We start from the raw sequence: 25,300 nt of genomic DNA on the forward strand, positions 1-25,300 counted from the left end.
GCTGACTTGGGGTAAATCCAAGGACGCGACTATGAGCTACTCATCGTGACAGACTTGACTCACTCGCGGTGGCACCCCGGGAGTGAAGGAGGCCCCATGACAACGGCCAAGGCCGCATTGAGCTCTGAGGAGAGGACTTACACCGAGTCGGACCTCGTCCCGATCCTGGAGACCCTCTTCTCCTGGCGCGACGGCGACTTCCGCCGCCGGGTCCCGCATGCCCCGGCCGGCATCCTCAGTGAAGTGCGGTTGCTGCTCAACGAAGTGGCCGATCGTCGCGAACATCTCGCCAACGAGCTGGTGCGCGTACGCAAGGAAGTTGTCAAGGAGGGCCGCTTCGGCGAGCGGCTGACACCGGGGCCGGGAGTCGGCGCCTGGGCGGAGAGCGTCGAGTCGGTCAACATGTTGATCGACGCCCTGGTGAGCCCGGTGAGCGGTGCCGCCGACGTGATCGACGCGGTGGCCAAGGGCGACCTGTCGCGGCGGATCGACCTCGACCGCTCGGCCCGCGGCGAGGTGCGCCGCCTGGGCAAGGCGATCAATGGCATGGTCGACCAGCTCGCGCTGTTCAACTCCGAGGTCACGCGGGTGGCCAGGGAGGCCGGCACCGAGGGCCGGCTGGGTGGCGGTGCCAACCTGCGCGGCATGTCCGGCAGCTGGCGCGACCTCACCGAGGCCGTCAACACGATGTCCTCCCGGGTGGCCGCGCAGGTGCGTGACATCGCGGTCGTGACCACCGCCGTGGCCAAGGGCGACCTGAGCCGCAAGGTGACGGTCGACGCCGTGGGCGAGATGTTCGAGCTCAAGAACACCGTCAACACGATGGTGGACCAGCTTTCCGGCTTCGCCGAGGAGGTCACCCGAGTCGCCCGCGAGGTCGGCACACAGGGCCAGCTCGGCGGCCAGGCCCGGGTGTCGGGCGTGTCGGGCGTCTGGAAGGACCTCACCGACAACGTCAACTTCATGGCCAACAACCTCACCAGCCAAGTACGCAGCATCGCGACCGTGGCCACGGCGGTGGCCCAGGGCAACCTGTCGAAGAAGATCACCGTCGACGCGGAGGGCGAGATCCTCCAGCTCAAGGACACCCTCAACACGATGGTCGACCAGCTGTCGTCCTTCGCCGACGAGGTGACCCGCGTGGCGCGCGAGGTCGGCACCGAGGGCAAGCTGGGCGGACGCGCCGAGGTGAAGGGCGTGTCGGGCGTCTGGAAGGACCTCACCGACAACGTCAACTCCATGGCGTACAACCTGACCTACCAGGTACGCAACATCGCCCAGGTGACGACGGCCGTGGCCAACGGCGACCTCACCCGCAAGATCGACGTGGACGCCCAGGGCGAGATCCTGGAGCTCAAGTCGACCATGAACACGATGGTCGAGCAGCTGTCGTCGTTCGCCTCCGAGGTGACCCGAGTCGCCCGCGAGGTGGGCACCGAGGGGCAGCTGGGCGGCCAGGCACAGGTACGCGGCGTCTCCGGGGTCTGGAAGGACCTCACGGAGAACGTCAACTCCATGGCCAACAACCTGACCTCCCAGGTGCGCCAGATCGCGGCGGTCTCCTCCGCGGTGGCCCAGGGCGACCTGTCGAAGAAGATCACCGTTGACGCGCAGGGCGAGATCCTCCAGCTCAAGGACACCCTCAACACGATGGTCGACCAGCTGTCGTCCTTCGCCGACGAGGTGACCCGAGTCGCCCGCGAGGTCGGCACACAGGGCCAGCTCGGCGGCCAGGCCCGGGTGCAGGGCGTGTCGGGTGTCTGGAAGGACCTCACCGACAACGTCAACTTCATGGCCAACAACCTGACCTACCAGGTACGCAACATCGCCGAGGTGACCACCGCGGTCGCCAACGGCGACCTCACCCGCAAGATCGACGTGGACGCCCAGGGCGAGATCCTGGCGCTCAAGACCACCATCAACCGGATGGTCGACCAGCTGTCGTCGTTCGCCTCCGAGGTGACCCGAGTCGCCCGCGAGGTGGGCTCCGAAGGCCAGCTCGGCGGCCAGGCGCGGGTCGAGGGCGTGGAAGGCACCTGGAAGCGGCTCACCGAGAGCGTCAACGAACTGGCCGGCAACCTCACCACGCAGGTACGCGCGATCGCCACCGTGACCAGCGCCGTGGCCAGAGGCGACCTGACCCGTTCGATCGCCGTCGAGGCGCAGGGCGAGCTGGCGGAGCTCAAGGACAACATCAACTCGATGGTGGCCAACCTCCGCGAGACCACCCAGGCCAACCAGGAACAAGACTGGCTCAAGTCCAACCTGGCCCGCATCTCCCGGCTCATGCAGGGCCACCGCGACCTGTTCGAGGTGGCCAAGCTGACGATGAGCGAGCTGACGCCGCTGGTGTCGGCCCGCTATGGCGCCTTCTACGGCGTCGATCCCGAAGGCGAGCACGAGCTGCTGCTGATCGGCGGCTACGGCGTACGCCCAGACCGTGGCCCGCGCCAGCGCTTCGCGGTCGGCGAGGGCATCGTCGGCCAGGCCGCGGCCCAGGGCCGGCACATCGTCCTCGACGACGTGCCGCCGCGGTTCATCACCATCGACAGCGGCCTCAGCCAGTCGACGCCCGCGCAGATCGTCGTACTCCCGATCCTGTTCGAGAACCGCGTCCTGGGCGTGCTGGAGCTGGCCTCCTTCACCCCGTTCGGCGAGGTGCACCTCGACTTCCTGACCCAGCTCGTCGAGACCATCGGCGTCACGATGAACACCATCATCGCCAACTCGCGCACCGAAGACCTGCTGACGGAGTCGCAGCGGCTCACCCGCGAGCTGCAGGAGCGCTCCGACGAACTACAGCGCCAGCAGGAGGAGCTGCGCAGGTCCAACGCCGAGCTGGAGGACAAGGCGGCGCTGCTGGCCAAGCAGAACCGCGCCATCGAGATCCAGAACTTCCAGATCGAGCAGGCCCGCCGCACGCTGGAGGAACGCGCCGAGCAACTGGCCGTGTCCTCGCGCTACAAGTCCGAGTTCCTCGCGAACATGTCCCACGAGCTGCGCACGCCGCTCAACAGCCTGCTCGTGCTGGCCAAGCTGCTGACCGAGAACGCCGAGGGCAACCTGACCTCGCAGCAGGTCGAGTTCGCCAGGACGATCCACGGCGCGGGCTCCGCGCTGCTCCAGCTGATCAACGACATGCTCGACCTGTCCAAGGTCGAGGCCGGCCGGATGGACATCCATCCGATCCAGGTGTCGCTGCCGAAGATGGTCGACCTCCTGGAGGCGGCGTTCGCGCCGCTGGCCCAGGACAAGGGGCTGGCGTTCGCCGTCGAGGTGGACTGCGACGTGCCGCAGGAACTGCGCGCCGACGAGCAGCGCCTGCAGCAGGTGCTGCGCAACCTGCTGTCCAACGCGGTGAAGTTCACCCCGAAGGGGGAGGTCAAGCTGCGGGTCACGCCGGTGCCGGCGGGGGTCCAGTTCGACGACGACACCCTGCACGGCGCCCACGACCTGCTGGCCTTCCAGGTGATCGACACCGGCATCGGCATCGCGCCCGACAAGCGTGAGGTCATCTTCGAGGCGTTCAGGCAGGCCGACGGCACCACCAGCCGCAAGTACGGCGGCACCGGGCTGGGCCTGTCGATCTGCCGCAAGATCGCCAGGCTGCTCGGCGGTGAGATCCACGTCGACAGCGAGCTGGGCAAGGGGAGCACGTTCACCCTTTACCTGCCGGCGTCCTACACCGGCCCGCTGGCCGAGACCGACACCGACGCCGTGGTCGAGCGCAGGCAGCTGCTCGCCGTGCCGGTCGAGGAGACCGCGGCCGCGCTGCACGAGCCGCCCATGCCGCTCGACCTGCCGCTGCCCGAGCTGATCGAGCCACCCGCCGAGACCACCCAGTGGCACGGCGACGACCCGCTCAACGGCGCGAAGATCCTCATCGTCGACGACGACATCCGCAATGTGTTCGCTCTGACCAGCGTCCTCGAACGGCATGGCTCCACGGTCGTCTACGCTGAAAACGGCCGGGAAGGAATCGAACAGCTCGAACGGAACGAGGACGTCGCTCTCGTGCTGATGGACATCATGATGCCGGAGATGGACGGCTGGGCCACGACCTCGGCCATCAGGCGCATGCCTCAGTTCGCCGATCTCCCGATCATCGCGTTGACCGCCAAGGTCATGCGGGGCGATCGTGAGAAGAGCATCGCCTCGGGCGCGTCCGACTACGTACCCAAGCCCGTCGACGTCGACCGGCTGCTCGAACGGCTGCGCGGTTGGCTCGGCCGGGGGCGGTCGAGCGGCGAGTCCACTGCCGAAGGGGCGTGATCCATGCCGGATCGTGCCAAGATCCTCCTGGTCGACGACCGCGAGGAGAACTTGATCGCCCTCGAAGCGATCCTGAGCTCGCTCGACCTGGTGCCCGTACGCGCCAGGTCCGGCGAGGAGGCGCTCAAGGCGCTGCTCAACACGGAGTTCGCGCTGATCCTGCTCGACGTGCGGATGCCGGGCATGGACGGGTTCGAGACGGCCGCCCACATCAAGCGGCGGGAGCGGACCCGCAACATCCCGATCATCTTTCTCACGGTGGTCGACAGCGCGCCCGACTACGCCTTCCGCGGCTACGCGGCGGGCGCCGTCGACTACCTGACCAAGCCGTTCGACCCGTGGGTGCTGCGGGCCAAGGTGTCGGTGTTCACCGAGCTGTACAACATGAACAAACGGCTGGCCGAGCAGGCGTCGATGCTGCGCGAGCGGCTGAGCGGCGAACTGCCGCCGGGCGCGGGTGACCAGGCGGCGATCCTGCCCGAGCTGTCGCGGCGGCTGACGGCGGTGGAGGACGAGCTGGGCAGGGTGCGGGAGCTGGCCAACAAGTCGCACGACCCGACGCTGTCCGTCCCGCTCGCCGACCTCGCCGACCGACTCGCCCACCTGCGCTCCGGCTTCGACGCCCTGTCGTAGGCCGCCGCGCCGTCCCTTGCCACGGTGCGAGAGACGCCGTCCCGTACGAGATGCGCTGTGCCTTTGTCCATACGAGAGACGCCGTCTCATGTGCGTCCCCGAGGCTCATGTGCGTCCCTGAGGCGCTGAGATCGTTCTCAGAGGCGCCGCTGGCGTCTGGACGGCAGCGGCGGAGGTCCGGCCTCAGGGAGCGCGTCAGGCTAGTGTCTGGCGCGCTCCAAGGCGTCCCAGAAGCCGCGGCGCAGCGCGTGGCGTACCTCGTCGTGCAGCAGGAAGTCGATCGGCAGGGACGACCCCTGCAGCAGGCGGGCTTCCAGATCGGAGGGCATCCGCGGCTTGCGCGCGAGCACGGCCTCCAGCCACAGGGCCGGCGCGTCGCGGGCCACGGACTCGCCGAAGTCGTGCCCCTCCCGATGGGCGGCCTTCACGGCGTCGGACAGCGTGGTCGCCCCGGCCGTGGCCGCCGAGGGCTGCTGGGAGACCGGCGCGGGCTGCGGGCCGGTGTAGGCGCCGAGCTGCGAGGGCTGGTAAGTGCCGTTGGACTGCGGCGGCGGGGGCTGATAGGTGCCGTTGGACTGCGACGGCGGCGGTTGGTAGGTGCCGTTGGACTGCGACGCGAACTGCCCGGTCGTCGGCGCCTGCGGCTGCTGCGGGATGGGTCCGGTCACCGGGGCGGCCGACGGCGTCGGATCCGGCTGGTAATTGGCGTAGCTGGGCGGCGACTGCTGGCCACGTCCCGCCGATGGCATCGCGCCGTTGGCACCGGACTGGCTCGCCCGGTCGGCGGCGTGGCTGCCCCCGCTCGGCTGGGCGGGCGGCAGCTCCCGCTGCGCGTGGCCGTTGCCGGCCGACTGGTGATGTCCGTTGGACGCCTCGATGGCGCCGGCCACCACGTTGACGTAGGGGCGCAGGTGGACGCCGCCCAGCTCGATGATGTCGTCGCTCTCCTGCATGAGCGTGCGCGAGACCGCCCAGCTGCCGTCCACCGCGATGTGCACCACGGTCACCCGGACGCCGAGGTCCTGGGCGTCGCTGACGACCTGGGCGAGGTCCTCGTCACCGCTGACCACAACGGCGTCGCAGATGGCGCTGTTGCGGGCGAGGGTCATCAGGTCGCGGTGCACCTGGGCGTCCACGCCCTCGCGCCGACCGGGGCGGATGCGCGAGAGACGGAGCTTGAGGCCGGGGATGTCGGCGAGCACCTCGTGCTCCGGCGTACGGCGGCCTTCGACGGTCGCCTCGTACCAGTAGCACCGCAGCATCGGCAGGCCGGTGCGCTCGCGCGAGAGGTTCGACAGGAGCTGCAAGAGCCCTGGATAGTCCCAGGCCACGGCTTCACGATGGCGGGTGCCATGCACGGCCATCGCGCCGTCGGCCAGCAGATAGCCAGCGTCCACGAACAGCGCGCAGCGATCCACTGACACGGCCCCTTTCCTGGTGGTCCGACCTAGCAGACTGTGCACCGTCAGAGCCGGATTCGCGGGCGGCCCTCTCTCAGGGTAATGAAAGCGGGTGATCGCGCGAGGTTAATCCCGACGATTCGCCCCTGCCCTGACCATACGCCGGTGCGTCCGGGCTGACCGTACCAATATGTCGGACTTTGGTCACTATCGTGCACGTACGTCACGACCGTGCACGCACGCTGACGGCGGCGATCGCGAACAACACCACATCCTTCCGCGTATCGATGGCCAGCGCCGGGTCATGGCCGAGTTCGCCGCCGAACGTGTCGACGTCGACACCGAACGTCATCCCTTTGGCGCCGTTGGACGAGCCGTCGAAAACGTTGTCCGCGTCACGGTCGCCTCCCACTGGGGTGAGCGGCCCCGAACCCAGAGAGAGCCGATCACCGTCGAGATCGGCATCACCGCCCCAGGTCACCACCTCGATCCGAGCAGGCACCAGCCCGCCCGACGGAACCCGCCTGGACGAGCCCCCGGAGACCGGGCGCCTGCTCGGGACTCGCGCGCGCACGGCCACAGGAGCCACGCTCCCTTGTGGGCGTCCCGGGCCTCGCGCGAGTTCAGGCGCGGAGACCAGCCCGTCCAGCGGGATCCGGGCCTGACCCGCCTCACCGCCGATGACGGTCGGTGTGTCGAGCACCACGGCGTGGCTGTACGGCTCGGTCGGATCGGTCGCGATCACCACCAGACTCCATCCGGCGTGCTGCGCGACCCCCTCCCCCATCGGCGGATCGGCCGCCCACCACGTGCCCTCCTGCCTGACACTCCCGACCAGCCCGGTCACGTCGGCGAACGCCTGGTAGGCGGGCCCAGAGGGCAACTCGCGGACCGTCACCTGCTCGGGCCTGATGAACAGGTAACGCCGCCGACCCGGCGGCCGCAGTCTGATCGGCCCCGTGTTCTCCCCACTGGCCGACCAGTAGAGGCCCGCCCACACGACCCGACCGCCCGGGGGCAATCGCAGCATGGCGCCGCTGGAGGCGTACGTATCCGGCACCCCATCCCCGTCGACGACCGCCATGGGCCACAGCTCGTCGTCTCGCCTGTCGCCCTCCCGCCGCCGGGCCTCCGCGCAGCCGTCGCGCTCCAGCGGGCAACTCAGGAGCGAGTTGCCGACCGCCCTGACCGTCACCTTGCCGTCGGTGGCGAACCTGGCGGGCATGCCCTCCCGCCGTACCCCGGCCGCTGACCGCGCCCCGATCCGCAGCGAACCGGACGTGATCCGCACAGCGGGCCCGTCACCCTGGGGCGCCTGGGCGGCCACCCGAACGCGCAGAAACACGGCGGTGCGACGACGCGCCTCAAGCGGCCCCCTGGCACACACGGCGCCGTGCCCGGCCGGGCGACAAGTCCAGCCATCCAGGGTCCCAACGGGCGTAACCATCGCAACACCGTGACCGTAGCCACCGGGCTGGATCGGCGCCCCACCCGCCGCGACACTGTGCTCGTAGGCACCCGGCTGGATCGGTGCGGCGCCGTCCCCGTCGCCGCCCCGCTGGATCGGTGCCGCTCCGTGGTCGGAACCGAGCGGGCGGGTCAGGGTCACGCCTGCGGCGGTGCCATGACGGTTATCGCCCGATGGGATCAGCGTGACGCCTGCGGGCAGGTCCACGGTGGCCGTGAGTTCGGCGGTCGGGGCGTTGCCCGAGTTGCGGAGTCGTAGCCCGATGATGCCGGGCTGGTCGCGGACCAGTGCGCCGAGCACGCCGATCGTGGCGTGCAGGCGCGCCCGGTGCCCCCTCGCCACCGACGGGGTGTCCGGCCGACCGGGAGGAACCCGCGTGGGCTTGTCGGCCGGTCGTACGGGCGGCGGCCCCGCTGACGCGACGGGCTTGGCGACCGGCCTCGGCATCGGCTCCTCGGCCGAGACCAGCGTGAACGCGGCGGCGGCCGCGACAGCGGCGGCGGTACCACCCGCCACCGCCGCCTGTGCGTACGTGGGCACGCCCCGAACCCAGCCGAACACATGCCTGGGCACGCCCCGAACCCAGCCGAGCGCGCGCCTGGGCCGGCCCCGGACACAGCTGAGCACGTATCTGGGCAGGCGCCAAAGCTGGCCGAGCGCACATCTGGGCGCCCGGCCGAGCACCTGCCCGGACGCTCGCCACACCCAGCCGAACACGCGCACAGGCGCCTGCCACACCCGACCGAGCATGTACGCGGCCACCCGCCGCGCCCAATCGGACACCTGCCCGGACGTCTCCCGCGCCCTCCCGAACAGCCGCCCGGGCGCGCGCCCCAAGCGGCCCAGTGTGCCCGGAAGGCCATCCGGGGCGTCGCTCGGGGTTCTCTCCTTGGCCAGTGCCGCCGCGTACCCCGCGAAGACCGGCCCCGTGATCAGGGGTCCGATGATGACGCGTAGCCCCCGGCTCACGTCCGTCAGTTCCAGCAGGACCGCGCGGCATTCGGGGCAGCCGCTCACGTGCTCGTCCACCGCCTTGGAGTCGCGCCTGGCCAGCACGCCCCGGACGTAACGGCTCATCTTGCCCAGCGCCAGCCGGCACGTGTGGGGCGGTGGCGCGGCCAGGTGCGTCTGCAGGTACGCCTGGCGCAGGCCCGCGAGAGCCCGGCGGGCGAGGTCGGTGACGCCGTTGGCTGACAGGCCGAGCAGCGGGGCCACGTCGGCGGGCGGCAAGTGCTCGACCTCGGTGTGCCAGAGCACCGCCCGCCACCGCTCGGGCAGCGACAGGAACGCCTTGGCGATCAGCGATCGTTCGAGGCCGATGAGTGCCGGGTCGATGAAGGGCACACCGGGATCGACCGGCTCGATCCCGCCCATAGCCGCCTGCCGCTCGGCCCCGCCCACGGCCGCCTGGCACTCGCCCCCACCCACGGCCGCCCGCCGCTCTGTCCGGCCTATGACCGCCTGGCCCTCGATTCTGCCCAGGATCACCTGGCGTTCGATCCCGCCCGTGGTCGCCTGGCGTTCGACCCCGCGCAGGGCTATCTGGCCGTCGGCCACCCGCGTACGGTCATAGACGGTGCGTCGCACAACCGTCAGCAGGTACGTCCTGAAGCCCGCCGAAGGACCGCCGCCACGGCCGACGAGGTCGAGGATCTTGGTGAACGACTCGGCGACCACGTCGTCGGCCTCGGCCTCACCCCTGACGAGCTGGCGGGCCAGCGAGCGCGCGGCGGCCACGTGGCGGTCGTGGAGCTCGCGGTAGGCGGTGGCGTCGCCGGCTCGGACCGCGTGGAGAAGATCCGCATCGCTCTGCGGCGATTCTGCACTCATAGTGACCTCACGATTACCCAGAGTTTACCTCCGAGCATTCCGCAGCCACCGTCCCGGCTAAACCGCAGGGGCGTGTTTACCTTCCGACGACCCTCTCGGCCCTCCCGGCGGCACTCCAGAGCCTCCGGCGGCCCGCTCGGACCTGGCCGTAGGTGGACCTCCTGGCCGGCCGTACGCGGGCCGCCTGGACGTAGCGCGAGGACCCTAAGCTGGGACCCATGACAGACCGCGACAACCTGCTCGCCGAGATCAAGAAGAAGGCCGTCGTGCACGGCAAGGTCGTACTCTCCTCGGGCCAGGAGGCCGACTTCTACCTGGACCTGCGCCGGATCACGCTCGACGGGGTGGCCGCGCCCCTGGTCGGCAGGGTGATGCTCGACCTGACCAAGGATCTGGAGTACGACGCCGTGGGCGGGCTGACGTTGGGCGCCGATCCCGTCGCGACCGCGATGATGCACGCCGCCGCCGCGCAAGGGCGCCCGCTCGACGCGTTCGTGGTGCGCAAGGCGCAGAAGGCGCACGGCATGCAGCGCAGGATCGAGGGTCCGGAGGTCAAGGGTCGTCGCGTGCTGGCCGTCGAGGACACCTCCACGACCGGCGCCTCCCCGCTGACGGCCGTCGAGGCGCTGCGTGAGGCGGGCGCGGAGGTGGTCGCCGTCGCCACGATCGTCGAGCGCGGCGCGGCGCCCCGAATGGCCGAGGAGGGGCTCGACTACCGCTCCGCGTTCACGCTCCAGGACCTCGGGCTGTGAACACCTCCCACGCCCCGTTCACGCCCCACGACTCCGGACTGTGAACGCCTCCCGCGCGCCGGCCTTGCCCTGCGCGCGGGGCTTGCCGTTCTCGGTCACCACGACCGTGGCGGCGTCGCTGAGCACCACGTCGAGCTCGGGTTCGAAGTAGCTGACCTCTTCGCCCCTGCTCATGTCGCGATATTGCAGCACATCACCGCCCGGCACGCGGACCGTGACGAGGGGGCAGGTGTCCGCTACGCACTCGATGCGGACGGTCGGCACCTGGGCGCTGGCCTGCGGCTGGGCCGCGACCTTCCCGCGTTCGGGCTGCTGCTGCCGCGTGTCGAGCGAGGTGAGCAGCGCGCGACCGCCGACGACCAGGAGCGTCACCACGGCCACCGCCGCCAGAACGGCGAGCGCGAGGCGGGCGAGGCCCATCGGATCTGACCTGTGGCGTCCCACAAGGGGGAGCGTACTCGTAGGCGGGGTCGATCTCGATCACTAAAAGATCGCTGAACGATCGTCAGTGGGATCAGCGCACGCGGTGGTGCTTGCCGTTGGGCTCCGGTAGTTGCTTGCCGGCCCTGCGGGTCTTCACGACCTCGACGATGATCGGGATCAGCGAGATGAGCACGATGAGGAAGACACCCGGCAGGATGTACTTGTCGATCTTGGTCGGATCGACCTGGTTGCCGAGGAAGTGGCCGATCAGCAGCATGCTCTCGACCCACAGCACGCCACCGACCACGTTCCACAGAAAGAACGTGCGGGCCGGCATCTCCAGGACGCCGGCGACCGGATTGAGGAACGTGCGGACGATCGGTACGAAGCGCGCGATGATCACCGCTCTGGCCGGGCCGAACTTCACGAAGAAGTGCTCGGCCTTCTCCACATACTCCCTCTTGAACAGCCGTGAGTCCGGCTTGTCGAAGAGTCTCCTGCCGATCTTGACCCCTATGAGGTGGCCGAGTTGGGCGCCCGCCACCGCGCACAGCGGCGTGGCGATCAGCAGCACGGGGAAGGACAGCGGCTCGATGCCAATCCCCTTCGCCGCGGCGGCGGAGCTGAAAATGCCCGCGGCGACAAGCAACGAGTCACCGGGCAGGAAGAACCCGATGAGCAAGCCCGTCTCGGCGAAGATGATCGCCAGAACGCCGACGGTCGCGAAGGCGCCGAGCATCGTCAGCCACCACGTCGGGTCCAGGAGATTGGAAAGCCAGTCCACGGGGTGAGCCTACCCGTCGCGAACGGCCTTGGCCGCCGCGCGTTGTCTCTACCACGCGGGGTAGCGGAACGGGATACTGGGCTGCGCGAAGCCGTACTTCTCAGGGAGATGAAGCATGCCTATAGCAACCCCAGAGGTCTATGCCGAGATGCTCGACCGCGCGAAGGCGGGCGGATTCGCCTACCCGGCGATCAACGTGACCTCTTCCCAGACGCTCAACGCCGCGCTCCGCGGCTTCGCCGAGGCCGGGAGCGACGGCATCGTCCAGGTGTCGACGGGCGGCGCGGAGTTCCTGTCCGGCGCCACGGTCAAGGACATGGTGACGGGCGCGACGGCGCTGGCCGAGTACGCCAGGGTGATCGCCGCCAAATACCCGGTGACGGTCGCGCTGCACACCGACCACTGCCCCAAGGACAAGCTCGACGGCTTCATGCGGCCGTTGATCGACATCTCGCTGGAGCGGGTCTCCAAGGGTCTCGACCCGCTCTTCCAGTCGCACATGTGGGACGGCTCGGCCGTACCCCTGGAGGAGAACCTGGAGATCGCCAAGGAGCTCATCGACAAGTGCCACCGCGCCAACATCATCATGGAGATGGAGATCGGCGTCGTCGGCGGCGAGGAGGACGGCGTCGTCGGCGAGATGAACGAGAAGCTCTACACCACGACCGAGGACGCGCTGGCCACGGCCGAGGCCGTGGGGCTCGGTGAGAAGGGCCGCTACCTGCTGGCCGCCACGTTCGGCAACGTGCACGGCGTCTACAAGCCGGGGCACGTCAAGCTGCGGCCCAGCGTGCTGAAGGAGATCCAGGACGCCGTCGGCGCCAAGTACGGCAAGGACAAACCGTTCGATCTGGTCTTCCACGGCGGTTCCGGGTCGGCGATGGAGGAGATCCACGAGGCGATCTCCTACGGCGTCGTCAAGATGAACGTCGACACCGACACCCAATACGCCTTCACCAGGCCGATCGCGGACCACATGTTCCGCAACTACGACGGCGTACTCAAGGTCGACGGCGACGTCGGCAGCAAGAAGGCCTACGACCCGCGCGCCTACGGCAAGGCGGCCGAGGCCGGCATGGCGGCCCGCGTCGTCGAGGCCTGTGAGCACCTGAAATCCGCTGGGACGAAGATCTCCTAGCCACTGCGGCGGCTCGGCGGGTATGACTTGTCCTATGGATAACCTTCTCGCCGGGCCGCCCCCGACTCAACTGCCGGACCTGCCCGAGGCCAGGGAGGCGCTGGAAGCCGGCGCCAAGGCCGCCGACGTGGCGGCCCGTTTCCCCGCCTACCCGGCGGCCTGGGCCACGCTCGCGGAGGAGTACTTCGCGCAGGGCCACGCCGTCACCTCCTACGCTTTCGCGCGCACCGGCTACCACCGCGGGCTCGACCAGCTCCGCCGGAGCGGCTGGAAGGGGCACGGTCCCATCCCCTGGGAGCACGAGCCGAACCGCGGCTTCCTGCGCTGCCTCTACTCGCTCTCCAGGGCCGCCCAGGCGATCGGCGAGAAGGACGAGGCCGAACGATGCTTGCAATTCCTCAAGGACAGCAGCGAGAGCGCCTATGACGCGCTGGCCAAGAACTAGCACTTGGGACGAATAGGCCGACTCGGGTAGTCTCTCTACGCAAGAGCCCCTGTCGCACTTGCGCCAGGGGTTTCGTTTTGTGCTCGGGAGACTGAACCATGCCGGCTGCCGTTCTCGTTGGTGCCCAATGGGGCGATGAGGGCAAGGGCAAGGCCACCGACCTCCTCGGTGGCGACGTCGACTACGTCGTCCGCTACCAGGGTGGCAACAACGCGGGTCACACCGTGGTCATCGGTGACCAGAAATACGCACTGCACCTTCTGCCCACCGGAATCCTGTCGCCGCACGTCGTGCCGGTGATCGGCAACGGGGTCGTCATCGACCCCGGGGTCCTGCTCAGCGAGATCGACGGGCTGGCCGCGCGCGGCATCTCCGCCGAGCGCCTGCTGATCTCCGCCGACGCGCACCTGATCATGCCCCACCACAAGGCGCTCGACAAAGTGACCGAGCGCTACCTGGGCAAGGCCAAGATCGGCACGACGGGCCGGGGCATCGGCCCCGCCTACGGCGACAAGATCTACCGGATGGGCGTACGCGTCCAGGACCTGCTCGACCCCGGCATCCTGGCCAAGAAGATCGAGGTCGCGCTGACCGAGAAGAACCAGGTGCTCACCAAGGTCTACAACCGGCGCGGCATCGAGGCCGAGGCCGTCGTGGAGGAGTACCTGGGCTACGCCGAACGCCTCAAGCCGCACATCGCCGACACCTCACTGGTGCTGAGCCGGGCGCTGGACGAGGACAAGTTCGTGCTGCTGGAGGGTGGTCAGGGCACGCTGCTCGACATCGACCACGGCACCTACCCGTTCGTCACCTCCTCCTCGCCGACGGCCGGCGGCGCCTGCGCCGGGTCCGGCATCCCGCCGATGCGGCTCACGAAGGTGATCGGCATCCTCAAGGCGTACACCACCCGCGTCGGTTCGGGCCCGTTCCCCACGGAGCTTGAGGACGAGATGGGCGAGTGGCTGCGCAAGACCGGCGGCGAGTACGGCGTGACCACCGGCCGCAACCGGCGCTGCGGCTGGTTCGACGCCGTCATCGCCCGTTACGCGACCAGGATCAACGGGGTCACCGACTTCTTCCTCACCAAGCTGGACGTGCTGTCCGGGCTGGAGCGGATCCCGGTGTGCGTCGCCTATGACGTCGACGGCACGCGGCACGACGAGATCCCGATGACGCAGACGGACTTCCACCACGCCAAGCCGGTGTACGAGGAGTTCCCCGGCTGGCAGGAGGACATCACCGGCGCCAAGACCTTCGACGACCTGCCGCCCAACGCGCAGTCGTACGTGCGGGCGCTGGAGGAGATGAGCGGCGCGCCGATCTCCGCGATCGGCGTCGGCCCCGGCCGTGACCAGACGCTGGTGCTCCGCTCGCTCGTCTGACCCAACCGGTTCACGGGTACGGCCGGCACCGCGTCGCCGGCCGTACCCGAACGACCGTAAAAAGCCCCCCAGGACGTCAGGAGGCGGCCAGGACGGCAGCGGTCATCGGGGTGCGGGTCGTCCAGCCGATGCTCCGGTAGAGGGCCTGACCGGCGGGAGTGGCCACCAGGATGCCCGTCCTGGCGCCACGCGAGGCGGCGGTGTCGGCCAGGGCCGTCATGACCACGCGGCCCAGGCCGCGGCGGCGGTGGTTCGGGGCGGTCTCGACCTGGTCCACGACCGCCGTACGCCCGGTGACCGCGATCTGCCCCCGGGCCGCGATCTCGCCCGCCGCCGTGAGCAGGCGGGCCACGGTCACGTCCGACCGGGTGGTGACGGCCAGCGTGTAGCCGTCGGGAGCCTCGACCCGGCCCCGCGACAGCGGCCCCGTCATCATGAACTCCGGCTCGTCGATGGACCACGCCGGCGTGAGCCAGGGGACGACCGTCTCCGCGGGTGCGCAGAGCTTGAGCCAGGTGCCCGGAGTGCTGATCGTCTCGGCCAGCAACCGCAGGTCGCCGGGGGTGGGCGCGGGCAGCACGTGGCGGGCGACGTGGCCGGGCCGGCCGACGTCCACTCGCAGGCCCCATGGCTCCCGTACGGGCCGCGGGGCGCTGCGCGAGACCACCCAGCCGTCGACCCAGGCCTGGACGATTTCCGGCCGGACCGTTTCGAGTGCCTCCGTCATGACCGCCAGCTTATTGCCACAGAGTCGCATTTATCGACCTAATAAATGCCGTGCGTGGCGCGGCGACCTGCGCTTACTCTCCGGGCATGGAGATCCGTCGTGCCACCGAGCCCGAGGTCGTCGAGGCGGCCGGTCACCTCTTCGACTCCGCTCCCCTACCGGAGGCCACCGCGAAGTTCCTGGCGGACGAGCGCCACCACCTGCTCATCGCCTACGTGGACGAGACCCCGGCCGGGATGATCACCGGGGTCGAGACCACCCACCCCGACAAGGGGACCGAGATGTTCCTCTACGAGCTCGGCGTGGACGAGTCCTTCCGTGGCCGGGGCATCGCCAGGGCGCTGGTCGCGGCCCTGGAAGGGCTCGCTCGCGAGCGCGGCTGCCACGGCATGTGGGTGGCGACGGACGAGGGCAACGAGGCGGCCCAGGCCACGTACAGCGGCGCGGGCGGGGTACCTGAGAAGGACCAGGTGGTCTATGTGTGGGCGTTCAGCCAGGAATAGCCATACCCACCACAAAAAGGGCGCGGCGTGGCACGTCGTGCTCGTGGCGCGCGGCAGGTAGTGTCCCCGGTGTGCGCGTTGAGATTCACGGTCATCGGGGAGCGAGGGGCCTCTGGCCCGAGAACACTCTTCCGGGGCTGAGCCGCACGATGGAGCTCGGGGTGCACGCGCTCGAGTTCGACGTCGCGCTCACCGCCGATCGGCGGCTCGTGTTGACGCACGACCTCACGGTCTCGGCCGTGACCAGTGCCGACACGCGGCCGATCGCGAAGGACGACCCCCACTTCCCCTATGTCGGCAAGCCGATCAACTCGCTCGGGCTGGCGCAGCTGCGCATGCTCGATGTGGGCGTACGGCTGCCCCGGCACGCCGACGATCCCTTCGCGCTGACGCAGCGGCCGATGCCGGAGACCCGGATACCCACGCTGGGCGCGGTGCTCGGGCTGGTCAACGCCTATGAGGCCGAGGACGTACGCCTGCACGTCGAGCTTAAGTCCGACCCGACCAGGCCGGAGCTGACGGCCGATCCCGAGCTGTTCACCGAGATGGTGCTCGAGGAGTTCGACCGGCACGGCAGGCTGGACAACGCGGCGATACTCAGCTTCGACTGGCGGATCATCGGCCACGCCGCCCGGCTGGCGCCGGGCACGCGGCGCTTCGCGCTGATCGAGCTCGACACCCTGCACTGGAACGGCCCGCTGGGCGACGACATCCCGGCCGCCGCCCGCGAGGCGGGGGCCACGACGCTGTCGCCCGAGCACGTGATGGTGAATGAGGACCTGATGGCCCAGGTGGCGGCGGCGGGGCTGGACGTGGCGGTCTGGACCGTCAACGACAAGGCGCTGGCGGCCCGGATGCTGGACCTGGGGGTGGCGGGGATCGTCACCGACTACCCCGATCGGATGCGCGAGCTGTGGCGGGAGCGCGGACTGCGACTGCCCGACCCCGTCGGCCCGCTCAAGCGGCCCGTCGGAGTCTGACGGTCTAAAGCCAGCCGTTGCGGCGGAAGCCTCGGTGCAGCAGGACGCAGGCCGTGATCATCACACCGAGGACCGCCGGATAGCCCCACACCTGGTTGGTCTCGGGCATGAAGTCGAAGTTCATGCCGTAGATCCCGGCGATCATCGTCGGCACGGCCAGAATGGCCACCCAGGACGAGATCTTGCGCATGTCCTCGTTGGCCAGGGCGTTCGAGCGGGCCAGCGCCGCCTGCAGGATCGAGCTGCACAGTTCGTTCGACGACTCGACCTGCTCGCACACGCGGGAGAGGTGGTCGCCGACGTCACGGAAGTATTCGCGCATCTCCGACGGGATCACCCGGCGCTGCGGCAGCGCGGCCAGCGGGGCCTGGAGCGGCGTGACGGCCCGCTTCAGCTCCAGCATCTCCCGCTTGAGCTGGTAGATGCGGTTGATGTCGCGGGAGCTGACGTCGGCGAAGACGGTCGCCTCGACCTCTTCGAGTTCGAGCTGCATGAGGTCGGCGACCTGCAGGTAGCGGTCGACGACGTGGTCGGCGATGGCGTGCAGCACGCCCGCCGGCCCGCGGTTCATCAGCTCGGGCTTGTCCTCGAGCCGCTCGCGCACCTCGGTGAGGGGACAGTGCCGGCCGTGCCGTACGGTCACCACGAAGTCGACGCCGAGGAACACCATGATCTCGCCCGTGGCGATGATCTCGCTGGTGGCGGTCAGCTCGTCGTGGTCGAGGTAGGCGATGGACTTGAGCACCATGAACAGGGAGTCGCCGTAGCGCTCGACTTTGGGGCGCTGGTGGGCTTTGACCGCGTCCTCGACGGACAGCGGGTGCAGGCCGAACACGCCAGCCAGCCACTCGACCTCGGGGGCGGCGGGCTCGTGCAGGCCGACCCAGACGAACGCCTTGGCGCCGTCGGAGCGGCTGTTGTGCTCGCGGACCAGCTCGAGCGACTCCTCGATGCCCGGGGCGACGACCTTCTCGCCCTTGATGTAGGCGCCGAACTCGACGATGGAGTCAACGGGAGGCACGCAGACCTCACGCAGCGGCTTGGTGAGCTGGCGCGAGACATGCGGCTGTGCGGGGTGACGGGTGGTGCGACGGAAAAGCGTAGACGTGCGCATGGCAGTCCCTTTCCGCCCGACCTGGCACGCTCCACGCGCGACGAAAAGTCACCTCAATCAACGAAAGTACGTGGAGGCACGATCAGGCTGCCGGATTGGAGTGGTCGGGGGCATACACGGTGTACGTGCGTGAGCACGTACTGCTGGGATCACCAGGTTTCATCCCGGACCACCTCCAATCACAAGAGATGCCATAAAGCCGCCCTAAGTTACCACAGGCGGATGGACCCGACTGACGATACTCTCCGACGGGTCCTGACAGCAGGTAGAACTCCACAAAGATTCCCGCCTATTCCCACATTTCGAGTGCCCAGGCTGGTCTGACGCGGGTGCGCCGGGTGGCCGTCCGGCCGTCCCTGCCACAATGGGGCGGTGCGCGTTCTAGTCATCGGCTCCGGCGGGCGTGAACACGCCCTGTGCCGCTCACTCATGCTCGATCCCCAGGTCACCGAGCTCCACAGCGCCCCCGGCAACGCGGGCATGGAGGAGATCTCGGCCCCGCATCCGGTCACGGCCACCGATCCCGCCCAGGTGACCGAGCTGGCCCTACGACTCGGCGCCGACCTGGTGGTGGTGGGCCCCGAGGCGCCCTTGGTGGCGGGCGTGGCCGACGCGGTGCGCGCCGCGGGCATCGCCTGCTTCGGTCCGTCGAGCCGGGCGGCGATGATCGAGGGCTCCAAGGCGTTCGCCAAGGAGATCATGACGGCCGCCGACGTCCCCACGGCCAGGGCGCGGGCCTGCGTCACGCCCGAGGAGGCCGCTCAGGCCCTCGACGAGTTCGGCGCCCCGTACGTGGTCAAGGACGACGGGCTGGCGGCGGGCAAGGGCGTGGTCGTCACCGGCGACCGGGAGCAGGCGCTCGCGCACGCGGCGGCGTGCGAGCGGGTGGTGATCGAGGAGTTCCTCGACGGGCCCGAGGTCTCGCTGTTCGCGCTCTGCGACGGCAAGACGGCCGTGCCGCTGCAGCCCGCCCAGGACTTCAAGCGCGCCTACGACGGCGACGAAGGCCCCAACACCGGCGGCATGGGCTCCTACACCCCGCTCACCTGGGCCCCCGAAGGGCTCACCGAGCAGGTCATGCGCGAGGTCGTCCAGCCGACGATCGACGAGCTGGCCCGGCGCGGCAGCCCGTTCCAGGGCGTCCTGTACGTGGGCCTGGCCCTGACCGCGAAGGGGCCGAAGGTGATCGAGTTCAACGCGCGCTTCGGCGACCCGGAGACCCAGGTGGTGCTCGACCGCCTGGAGACGCCGCTGGCCGGGCTGCTGGCGGCCTGCGCCACCGGGCGGCTGAGCGAGCATCCGGCGCCGGTGTTCCGCGCGGGGTCGGCGGTCGCCGTGGTCGTCGCGGCCGAGAACTACCCCGACGCCCCGGTCAAGGGCGACGTCATCGAAGGGCTCGACCCCATCGGCGGCGCCTACGTCCTCCACGCCGGCACGAAGCGGGTCGACGGCCAGGTTCTCTCCGACGGCGGGCGGGTGCTCAACGTGGTCGGCACCGGCCCCGACCAGGAGACGGCCCGCCGCAACGCCTATGAGCTGGTCTCGCGCATACGGCTGCGCGGCTCGCACCACAGGACGGACATCGCCCGATGAAGCACCTGCACTCCGGCAAGATCCGCGATCTCTACCAGACCGACGACGGTCAGCTGCTGATGGTCGCCTCCGACCGGATCTCGGCCTTCGACTACGTGCTCGAGTCCGAGATCCCCGACAAGGGGGCCATCCTCACGCAGATGTCGCTGTGGTGGTTCGAGCAGCTGGCCGACCTGGTGCCCCATCACCTCATCGGGCGGGGGCCCGACTCCCGCAGCGTGCTGTGCCGGCCGCTGTCGATGGTGCCCGTCGAGTGCGTGGCGCGCGGCTACCTGACCGGCTCGGGCCTGGTCGACTACCGGCGCGAAGGGGCGGTCTCGGGGATCGAGCTGCCGCCGGGCCTCGAAGACGGGTCCCGGCTGCCCGAGCCGATCTTCACGCCCTCGACGAAGGCCCCGGTCGGCCAGCACGACGAGCCGATCTCCTTCGAGCGGGTCGTCGGCGACGTGGGCGCGGAGACGGCCGAGGAGCTGCGCCGGATCACGCTCGCCGTCTACACGCGCGGCGCCGAGATCGCCCGCGAGCGGGGCATCATCCTGGCCGACACCAAGATCGAGCTGGGTCGCGACGCCGACGGTGTGCTCACGCTGGGGGACGAGGTCTTGACGCCTGACTCGTCACGATTCTGGCCACTTGACCAGTGGCAGCCGGGACGCTCCCAACCGTCATTTGATAAGCAATATGTAAGGGATTGGCTGTTGTCGCCCGAATCGGGATGGGACAAAAGCTCCGGAACTCCCCCACCTCGCCTTCCCGACAAGGTAGTGGAACAGACCAGACAGCGTTATCTGGAAGCCTACGAGCGCGTCACTGGAGCTCCCTTTAGGGGATGATTCGGCTGGGGCAGCAGTGGTTAACGGCTACTCTTGGCCCGGTCCAGCTCAGACCGAGACCTCCGAGGAGCCGCACGAATGGTCCGTTACCGCGTGCGCGGTGGCAACCCACTGCGTGGAACCGCCTTCATCCAGGGCGCGAAGAACGCCGTGCTGCCCATGATCGGTGCGGCCCTGCTTGCCCCCAAAGGCCGCACTGTCCTGCGCAACGTACCGATCATCGAGGACGTGCGGCGGGCGGTGGAGCTGGCCGAGGCCATCGGCGCGTACGTCGAGCTGCACGAGGCCGAGCGCACCCTGGTGATCGACGCCTCCCGGCTGACCAGCGCGGTGCTGCCCGCCGACATCGCCAGGCGCTTTCGCGGCTCGGTCCTGTTCACGCCCGCCCTGCTGCACCGCCTGGGCGAGGCGATCGTGGAGGGGGTCGGCGGCTGCAATCTCGGCAGTCGCAACCTGGACTTCCACTACCTGGGCTACAAGCGGCTGGGCGCGGTCGTCGACGAGGGCGAGACGGTCATCCACGTCAAGGCGTCCGGCCTGACGGGCGCGACCCTCTACCTCGACACCCCCTCGCACACCGGCACCGAGAACCTCATCATGGCCGCCGCCCTGGCCAAGGGCACCACCGTGATCGAGAACGCGGCGCTGGAGCCCGAGGTGCTCGACGTCATCGACATGCTCACCAAGATGGGCGCGCGGATCAGCGGCGGCGGCACCGGCTTCATCACCGTCGAGGGCGTCGACGAGCTGCAGGCCGTGGAGCACACCGTGATGCCGGACCGGCTCGACGCCGGTGTCTTCGCGATGGGCGCGGCGATCACCGGCGGCGACCTCAGCCTCGTGGGCACCGGCCTCGACCTGGGCGTCGTCCGCTACAAGCTGGAGCAGATGGGCGTCGACTTCGCCCGGCCCGGCGCGGTTCTCCACGTACGGTGCGAGCGGCCGCTGCGGCCGATCAACATCATCACCGACACTTACCCGGGCTTCGCCACCGACCTCCAGTCCCCGATGATGACGGTCGCCGCCTTGGCCGACGGCACCAGCTACATCCACGAGCGCATCTTCGACGGCCGCTTCGCGCTGGCCGGCGAGCTGAACAAGATGGGCGCCGACGTGGAGGTCGAGGGCAGTAGGGCGATCGTCAGGGGCGCCACCCCGCTGAAGGGCACCCGGGTGACGGCGCACGACCTGCGTTCCGGAATCGCGCTGGTGCTGGCCGGACTGGCCGCCGAAGGCGAGACCGTCATCGAGTCCGGATACCTCATCGACCGCGGGCACGCGCATCTCGCCGAGCGAATGCGGGCGCTGGGGGCGGACATTACACAAGAGATTTCCGACCGCTAAAAAGCGTGAGGAATACCTGCTTGAGCTGCTGATATACCTTCACAGCCAGTCAAGCAGAACGACTTTCCGGAAAAGTCGGGCGTGACATTATGGTCCCCGCGAGCGATCGTTCCAAAAGAGAGCACTGCAACAGACAGCAGGATGGGACGAACATTGGTCGAGAGGGCCGAAGAAACTCCCCGAGTGTCACGCCCGGGTGCCATGACACCGGACCTCACCATTGGTGTGGTCGGACCCCACGATCTGGTCGAGCGGGTCATGCTGATGGGGCACGCTGCTGCGCCACTTCCGTGCCGCCTTGTGGCGGCCGCCTACCGCGATGAGCAGGAGGCGCCCGACAAAGTGACGCGGCTCGGGCCCGGCGTGGACGCATGCCTGTTCGCCAGCCCGGTCCCCTACGACCTGGCCAGGCGCTCGGGTGTGCTGACGATGCCCGCGACCTACGTGCAGCTCGGCGGCGCGGCGCTGGTCGCCGCGCTGGCCAAGGCGGCGTTGGACTCGCGCATCGACCCGCAGCGGGTGAGCATCGACGTGGTGGCCAGGGCGGACGTCGAGGAGGCGTACACAGACCTCGGGATTGCCGCAACGGATGTCCACAGCCGCGACGAGCCGGGCGCCACCGGCACGATCGCGGCTTACCACGAGCGCCTGGCCCGCCAGGGATCCACCACCGGCGCGCTCACGTGCCTGCCGGCGGTCGCCGAACGCCTCCAGGCGTCCGGCGTCCCGGCCATCAGGATCAGGCCGACCTCCGCGGCCGTGCGCACCGCGCTGCACACCGCAGCGCTGCTCGGTGCGCACCACCGCCTGGAGGAGTCGCAGCTCACCGTGGTGCTGGTCGAGGTGCCGACGTTACGCGAGCCGGTACGCCGCGCCGCGCCGCGTTACTGGCGCGACGAGCTCCGGCTGTCGCTGCATCGGCTGCTGGTCCAGGAGGCGAACCGCATCAACGCCACCGTCTGGCCGATCGACGATCACAGCTATCTGGTCACCGCGACCAGGGGCTCGATCGCCGCCGCGACCGACGGGTTCAGGGTGTTGCCGTTCGCCGCCAGGATCCGCGACGAGCTGGGACTGGCGGTCGAGGTCGGCGTGGGCATGGGACGCACCACCCACGACGCGGAGTCGCACGCACGGGCGGCTCTGGCGCGTACCCAGGCCGGTAAACAGGCCCAGGGCTTCGCCGTGGACCGTGAGGGCCGAGCGCTCATCCCGGCCCCGCGGATGCCCCCTCAGGGCTCCACCGCGCTCAAGCCCAAGGGCGTGGAGGTGCTGGCCCGGCTCGCCGCCAAGCTGGAGGGCGGCGACACCGTGGTTGACGCGGAGGGTGCGGGGAAGATGCTCGGAGTAACGCCGCGTACGGCTCGGCGGTTGCTGCGCACGTTGGTCGACGAGGGACTCGCGTGGCCGCTGCCGCCCAACCGTACGCCTCAGCCTGGCCGGCCGCGCCAGCTCTACCGCCTCATCGTGGAGAAGCTCGGGCCTCGCTGATCGCGCCCAGGTACGGGTCCGCCGTCCCCCCTTCCCTTTCCTGGGGCGGCGGGCCCCCTGCCTCTTCGGCCGGGTGTGTTTTTGGTCATGTGAACTAGTGATTGGCCGCGTCCGAAGAGGGTATGTATTGCGTCGCCCCCGATCGACGGGATTCGGACGGGGGCACCAAAGCCTCTCTGTCCCGTCGACTCAGCAGTCCGGGACCCGCCAGCGTTCTGTCGGGAACGCCCGCTATTGTCATGGCCTATGGCATCGGACACCCCTGACCGCCCTCCCCTGCTCGTCTGGAGCGCGCTGGTCATCGTTTATGTGGTCTGGGGTTCGACGTACCTCGGCATCAAGATCGCTGTTGAGACCATCCCGCCGATGCTCAGCGGGGCGCTGCGGTTCGTGACGGCGGCGGTGATCCTCGGCGGGTTCCTGGTCGCGCGCAAGGGCTGGGCGCCGTTCCGGATGACCCGGGCCCAGTTCGGCGGGGCCGCGCTGGTGGGGTTGCTCCTGCTGACCACCGGCAACGGCCTGCTGGCCGTGGCGGAGCGGAGCGTGTCCAGCGGGCTGGCCGCGCTGCTCGTCGCCTCCGTGCCGCTGTGGCTGGTGGTGTTCAGGATCGTGGCCAGAGATCGGCCGAAGGTGCTGACGCTGGTCGGCGTGCTGGTCGGGTTCGGCGGCGTGGCGGCACTGTCACTGAGCGGCGGTGGCGGGCCGGCGAGCACCAGCGGGATCGTGATCGTCCTGGTGGGGTCGCTGTCGTGGTCGGTCGGGTCGTTCCTGTCGGCGCGGATCCCGATGCCGGCCAACCCGTTCGCGGCCAGCACGATCGAGATGCTGGTGGGCGGGGCCGGGCTGGCCGTCACGGGCCTGTCGGTGGGCGAGCGGCTGGACGTCACGGCCGTCTCCGGACGGTCGTGGGCCGGGCTGGTCTACCTGATCCTGGTCGGGTCGCTGGTCGGTTTCACCGCCTTCAGCTGGCTGCTCAGCAACGCGCCGATCTCGCTGGTGTCGACCTACGCGTACGTCAACCCGGCGGTGGCGGTGCTCCTCGGCGCGCTCGTGGTGAGCGAGCAGGTGACCTGGCAGATCATGCTGGGCGGGTTGGTGATCCTCGTGGGCGTCGCCCTCGTGGTGTCCACGGAGCGACGACCCAAGGCGAAACGGCTCACCCCTGAAGAGGTCAGGGCTTAGGGGTTCATGGCGTTCAGGATCGGGACGAGCTCCCGTTCCTCGTAATCGAGGTGCGCTTCGAGCTCGGTCACGAGCCGATCCACCTCCGCGAGCACCTTCGGGGCGGGCGCGGCCGGCTCGCCGTCCGCGAGCAGTCCCTGAAGCTCGTCGAGGAGCCGGGAGACCGTCCCGTGCTCCTCGCGCAACCGGTCCACCACGAGGGTGAGCTCGGGATGCCGCCCTTCGACCCAAGGGAACATCCCGGCGTCCTCGAACGTGTGATGCTGATGGAGCCCCTGGCACAGGGTCAGGCAGTTGACCCGCAACTGCACGCCCAGGCCGCCGGTCCCGGACGCGGCGACCTCCTTGCGGATCAGCCGCAGCTCCCGGCGGAACGCGTCGTGCACCCGCACCAGGAAGTCACCCCCTCGCGTGCCGTCCGGAGCGCCGCCGAGCGGGGTCAGCGCGACCACGGGGATGACCCGGCTCGTCTTCGCCTGGTAGGCCGCCCAGCCGGGGTCCATCTCGACCGCCCGCGCGAAGGCGCTGTCGCGTTCCTCGTCTTCGAGGACGACCGCGTCGGCCGGGTAGGTGAAGATGCCGTCCTCCACGGTCACTCGCGGCGTGGCCAGGAGGTTGTGGTACCAGGCCGGGTGCTTGGGCGCCCCTCCGGCGGAGGCGATGATCAGCATGCGCTCGCCGTCCGGCAGGTAGCCGACCGGAGTGGTGTGCTGGGCGCCGGTCCTGGCGCCGGTGGTCGTCAGAAGGAGCAACCGGGCGCCGTCGAACATGGCGACCTGGCCCTGGTTGGCACGGAACTCGTCGATGATCTGCTGATTGAAGTCTTGGGGCATGCTCTGCTTGCTCTCCAGATGTGAGAAAGGGTTACGACGGGCGGATGCGCACGGCACGCCGTACCGGCCTCGGGCGGAGAGCCTCGATGAGCACGCGAGGGGAAAGGGCGGTCAGGCGATCACCGGACCGTCGGGCAGCACAACGGTCAGGCGATGGCCGGACCGCAGGGCAG

The 25,300-nt window shown here is 69.6% G+C and carries 20 protein-coding genes; 13 read left to right on the top strand and 7 right to left on the bottom strand.

Annotated features, from left to right (window positions below; genetic code table 11):
• The first annotated feature begins 96 nt into the window (after positions 1-96).
• Positions 97-4,272, top strand: coding sequence for a HAMP domain-containing protein (locus AB0C30_RS49300; RefSeq protein WP_357957481.1), 4,176 nt, complete (start codon positions 97-99; stop codon positions 4,270-4,272).
• Between the two features lie 3 nt (positions 4,273-4,275).
• A complete protein-coding gene (locus AB0C30_RS49305; RefSeq protein ID WP_357957483.1) occupies positions 4,276-4,905 on the top strand; it encodes a response regulator in 630 nt (209 codons plus the stop codon).
• A 200-nt stretch (positions 4,906-5,105) separates the two neighbouring features.
• On the opposite strand, the gene AB0C30_RS49310 is transcribed toward AB0C30_RS49305, so the two are convergent.
• Entirely contained in the window at positions 5,106-6,323 is a 1,218-nt protein-coding gene (locus AB0C30_RS49310; protein ID WP_357957678.1) for an NYN domain-containing protein, read from the bottom strand.
• Positions 6,324-6,528: 205 nt separating this feature from the next.
• Positions 6,529-9,603, bottom strand: coding sequence for a sigma-70 family RNA polymerase sigma factor (locus AB0C30_RS49315; protein ID WP_357957485.1), 3,075 nt, complete (start codon positions 9,601-9,603; stop codon positions 6,529-6,531).
• Between the two features lie 218 nt (positions 9,604-9,821).
• Here AB0C30_RS49315 and pyrE point away from each other — a divergent pair, with 218 nt between their 5' ends.
• The gene (pyrE, locus tag AB0C30_RS49320) at positions 9,822-10,355 is read left to right on the top strand and encodes an orotate phosphoribosyltransferase (protein ID WP_357653568.1); all 534 of its coding nucleotides are present in this window, start codon (positions 9,822-9,824) and stop codon (positions 10,353-10,355) included.
• Between the two features lie 18 nt (positions 10,356-10,373).
• Here pyrE and AB0C30_RS49325 read toward each other — a convergent pair whose 3' ends face one another.
• Both AB0C30_RS49325 and AB0C30_RS49330 read right to left on the bottom strand, forming a co-directional pair.
• Positions 10,374-10,775, bottom strand: a complete 402-nt coding sequence (locus AB0C30_RS49325) for a hypothetical protein (protein WP_357957486.1) — start codon at positions 10,773-10,775, stop codon at positions 10,374-10,376.
• 94 nt (positions 10,776-10,869) lie between these two features.
• Entirely contained in the window at positions 10,870-11,562 is a 693-nt protein-coding gene (locus AB0C30_RS49330; protein WP_357957488.1) for a DedA family protein, read from the bottom strand.
• Between the two features lie 115 nt (positions 11,563-11,677).
• On the opposite strand from AB0C30_RS49330, the gene fbaA reads away from it, so the two are divergent.
• The 3 genes from fbaA (at position 11,678) to AB0C30_RS49345 (ending at position 14,527) form a co-directional block, all read left to right on the top strand.
• Positions 11,678-12,700 (top strand): class II fructose-bisphosphate aldolase, encoded by a 1,023-nt coding sequence (fbaA, locus tag AB0C30_RS49335; RefSeq protein WP_357957490.1) that lies wholly within the window; start codon positions 11,678-11,680, stop codon positions 12,698-12,700.
• A gap of 34 nt (positions 12,701-12,734) precedes the next feature.
• Positions 12,735-13,145, top strand: coding sequence for a DUF3151 domain-containing protein (locus AB0C30_RS49340; RefSeq protein WP_357957492.1), 411 nt, complete (start codon positions 12,735-12,737; stop codon positions 13,143-13,145).
• Between the two features lie 98 nt (positions 13,146-13,243).
• A complete protein-coding gene (locus tag AB0C30_RS49345) occupies positions 13,244-14,527 on the top strand; it encodes an adenylosuccinate synthase (RefSeq protein WP_357957494.1) in 1,284 nt (427 codons plus the stop codon).
• 76 nt (positions 14,528-14,603) lie between these two features.
• Here the strand turns inward: AB0C30_RS49345 and AB0C30_RS49350 are convergent, their stop codons facing one another.
• The gene (locus tag AB0C30_RS49350) at positions 14,604-15,254 is read right to left on the bottom strand and encodes a GNAT family N-acetyltransferase (protein ID WP_357957496.1); all 651 of its coding nucleotides are present in this window, start codon (positions 15,252-15,254) and stop codon (positions 14,604-14,606) included.
• Between the two features lie 86 nt (positions 15,255-15,340).
• On the opposite strand from AB0C30_RS49350, the gene AB0C30_RS49355 reads away from it, so the two are divergent.
• A complete protein-coding gene (locus AB0C30_RS49355) occupies positions 15,341-15,757 on the top strand; it encodes a GNAT family N-acetyltransferase (RefSeq protein ID WP_357957497.1) in 417 nt (138 codons plus the stop codon).
• A 71-nt stretch (positions 15,758-15,828) separates the two neighbouring features.
• A complete protein-coding gene (locus AB0C30_RS49360; RefSeq protein ID WP_357957499.1) occupies positions 15,829-16,737 on the top strand; it encodes a glycerophosphodiester phosphodiesterase family protein in 909 nt (302 codons plus the stop codon).
• A 4-nt stretch (positions 16,738-16,741) separates the two neighbouring features.
• Here the strand turns inward: AB0C30_RS49360 and corA are convergent, their stop codons facing one another.
• Positions 16,742-17,851 (bottom strand): magnesium/cobalt transporter CorA, encoded by a 1,110-nt coding sequence (gene corA / locus AB0C30_RS49365; RefSeq protein WP_357957501.1) that lies wholly within the window; start codon positions 17,849-17,851, stop codon positions 16,742-16,744.
• A 372-nt stretch (positions 17,852-18,223) separates the two neighbouring features.
• Here corA and purD point away from each other — a divergent pair, with 372 nt between their 5' ends.
• From purD to AB0C30_RS49390, 5 genes are all read left to right on the top strand, one after another.
• The gene (gene purD, locus AB0C30_RS49370; RefSeq protein WP_357957503.1) at positions 18,224-19,444 is read left to right on the top strand and encodes a phosphoribosylamine--glycine ligase; all 1,221 of its coding nucleotides are present in this window, start codon (positions 18,224-18,226) and stop codon (positions 19,442-19,444) included.
• Positions 19,441-20,277, top strand: a complete 837-nt coding sequence (locus AB0C30_RS49375; protein ID WP_357957505.1) for a phosphoribosylaminoimidazolesuccinocarboxamide synthase — start codon at positions 19,441-19,443, stop codon at positions 20,275-20,277. The genes purD and AB0C30_RS49375 overlap by 4 nt, the downstream gene beginning before the upstream one ends.
• 78 nt (positions 20,278-20,355) lie before the next feature.
• Positions 20,356-21,621, top strand: coding sequence for a UDP-N-acetylglucosamine 1-carboxyvinyltransferase (gene murA, locus AB0C30_RS49380; protein ID WP_357957507.1), 1,266 nt, complete (start codon positions 20,356-20,358; stop codon positions 21,619-21,621).
• 201 nt (positions 21,622-21,822) lie between these two features.
• The gene (locus AB0C30_RS49385) at positions 21,823-23,112 is read left to right on the top strand and encodes a GTP cyclohydrolase IIa (RefSeq protein WP_357957509.1); all 1,290 of its coding nucleotides are present in this window, start codon (positions 21,823-21,825) and stop codon (positions 23,110-23,112) included.
• A 246-nt stretch (positions 23,113-23,358) separates the two neighbouring features.
• Complete coding sequence (locus AB0C30_RS49390; protein ID WP_357957511.1) at positions 23,359-24,294, top strand: EamA family transporter; 936 nt, start codon at positions 23,359-23,361, stop codon at positions 24,292-24,294.
• Here the strand turns inward: AB0C30_RS49390 and AB0C30_RS49395 are convergent.
• Complete coding sequence (locus AB0C30_RS49395) at positions 24,291-25,127, bottom strand: nitroreductase/quinone reductase family protein (protein ID WP_357957512.1); 837 nt, start codon at positions 25,125-25,127, stop codon at positions 24,291-24,293. The genes AB0C30_RS49390 and AB0C30_RS49395 overlap by 4 nt on opposite strands.
• Positions 25,128-25,300: the final 173 nt, after the last annotated feature.

Source organism: Nonomuraea sp. NPDC048901 (genome assembly GCF_040649695.1).
Lineage (GTDB): Bacteria > Actinomycetota > Actinomycetes > Streptosporangiales > Streptosporangiaceae > Nonomuraea.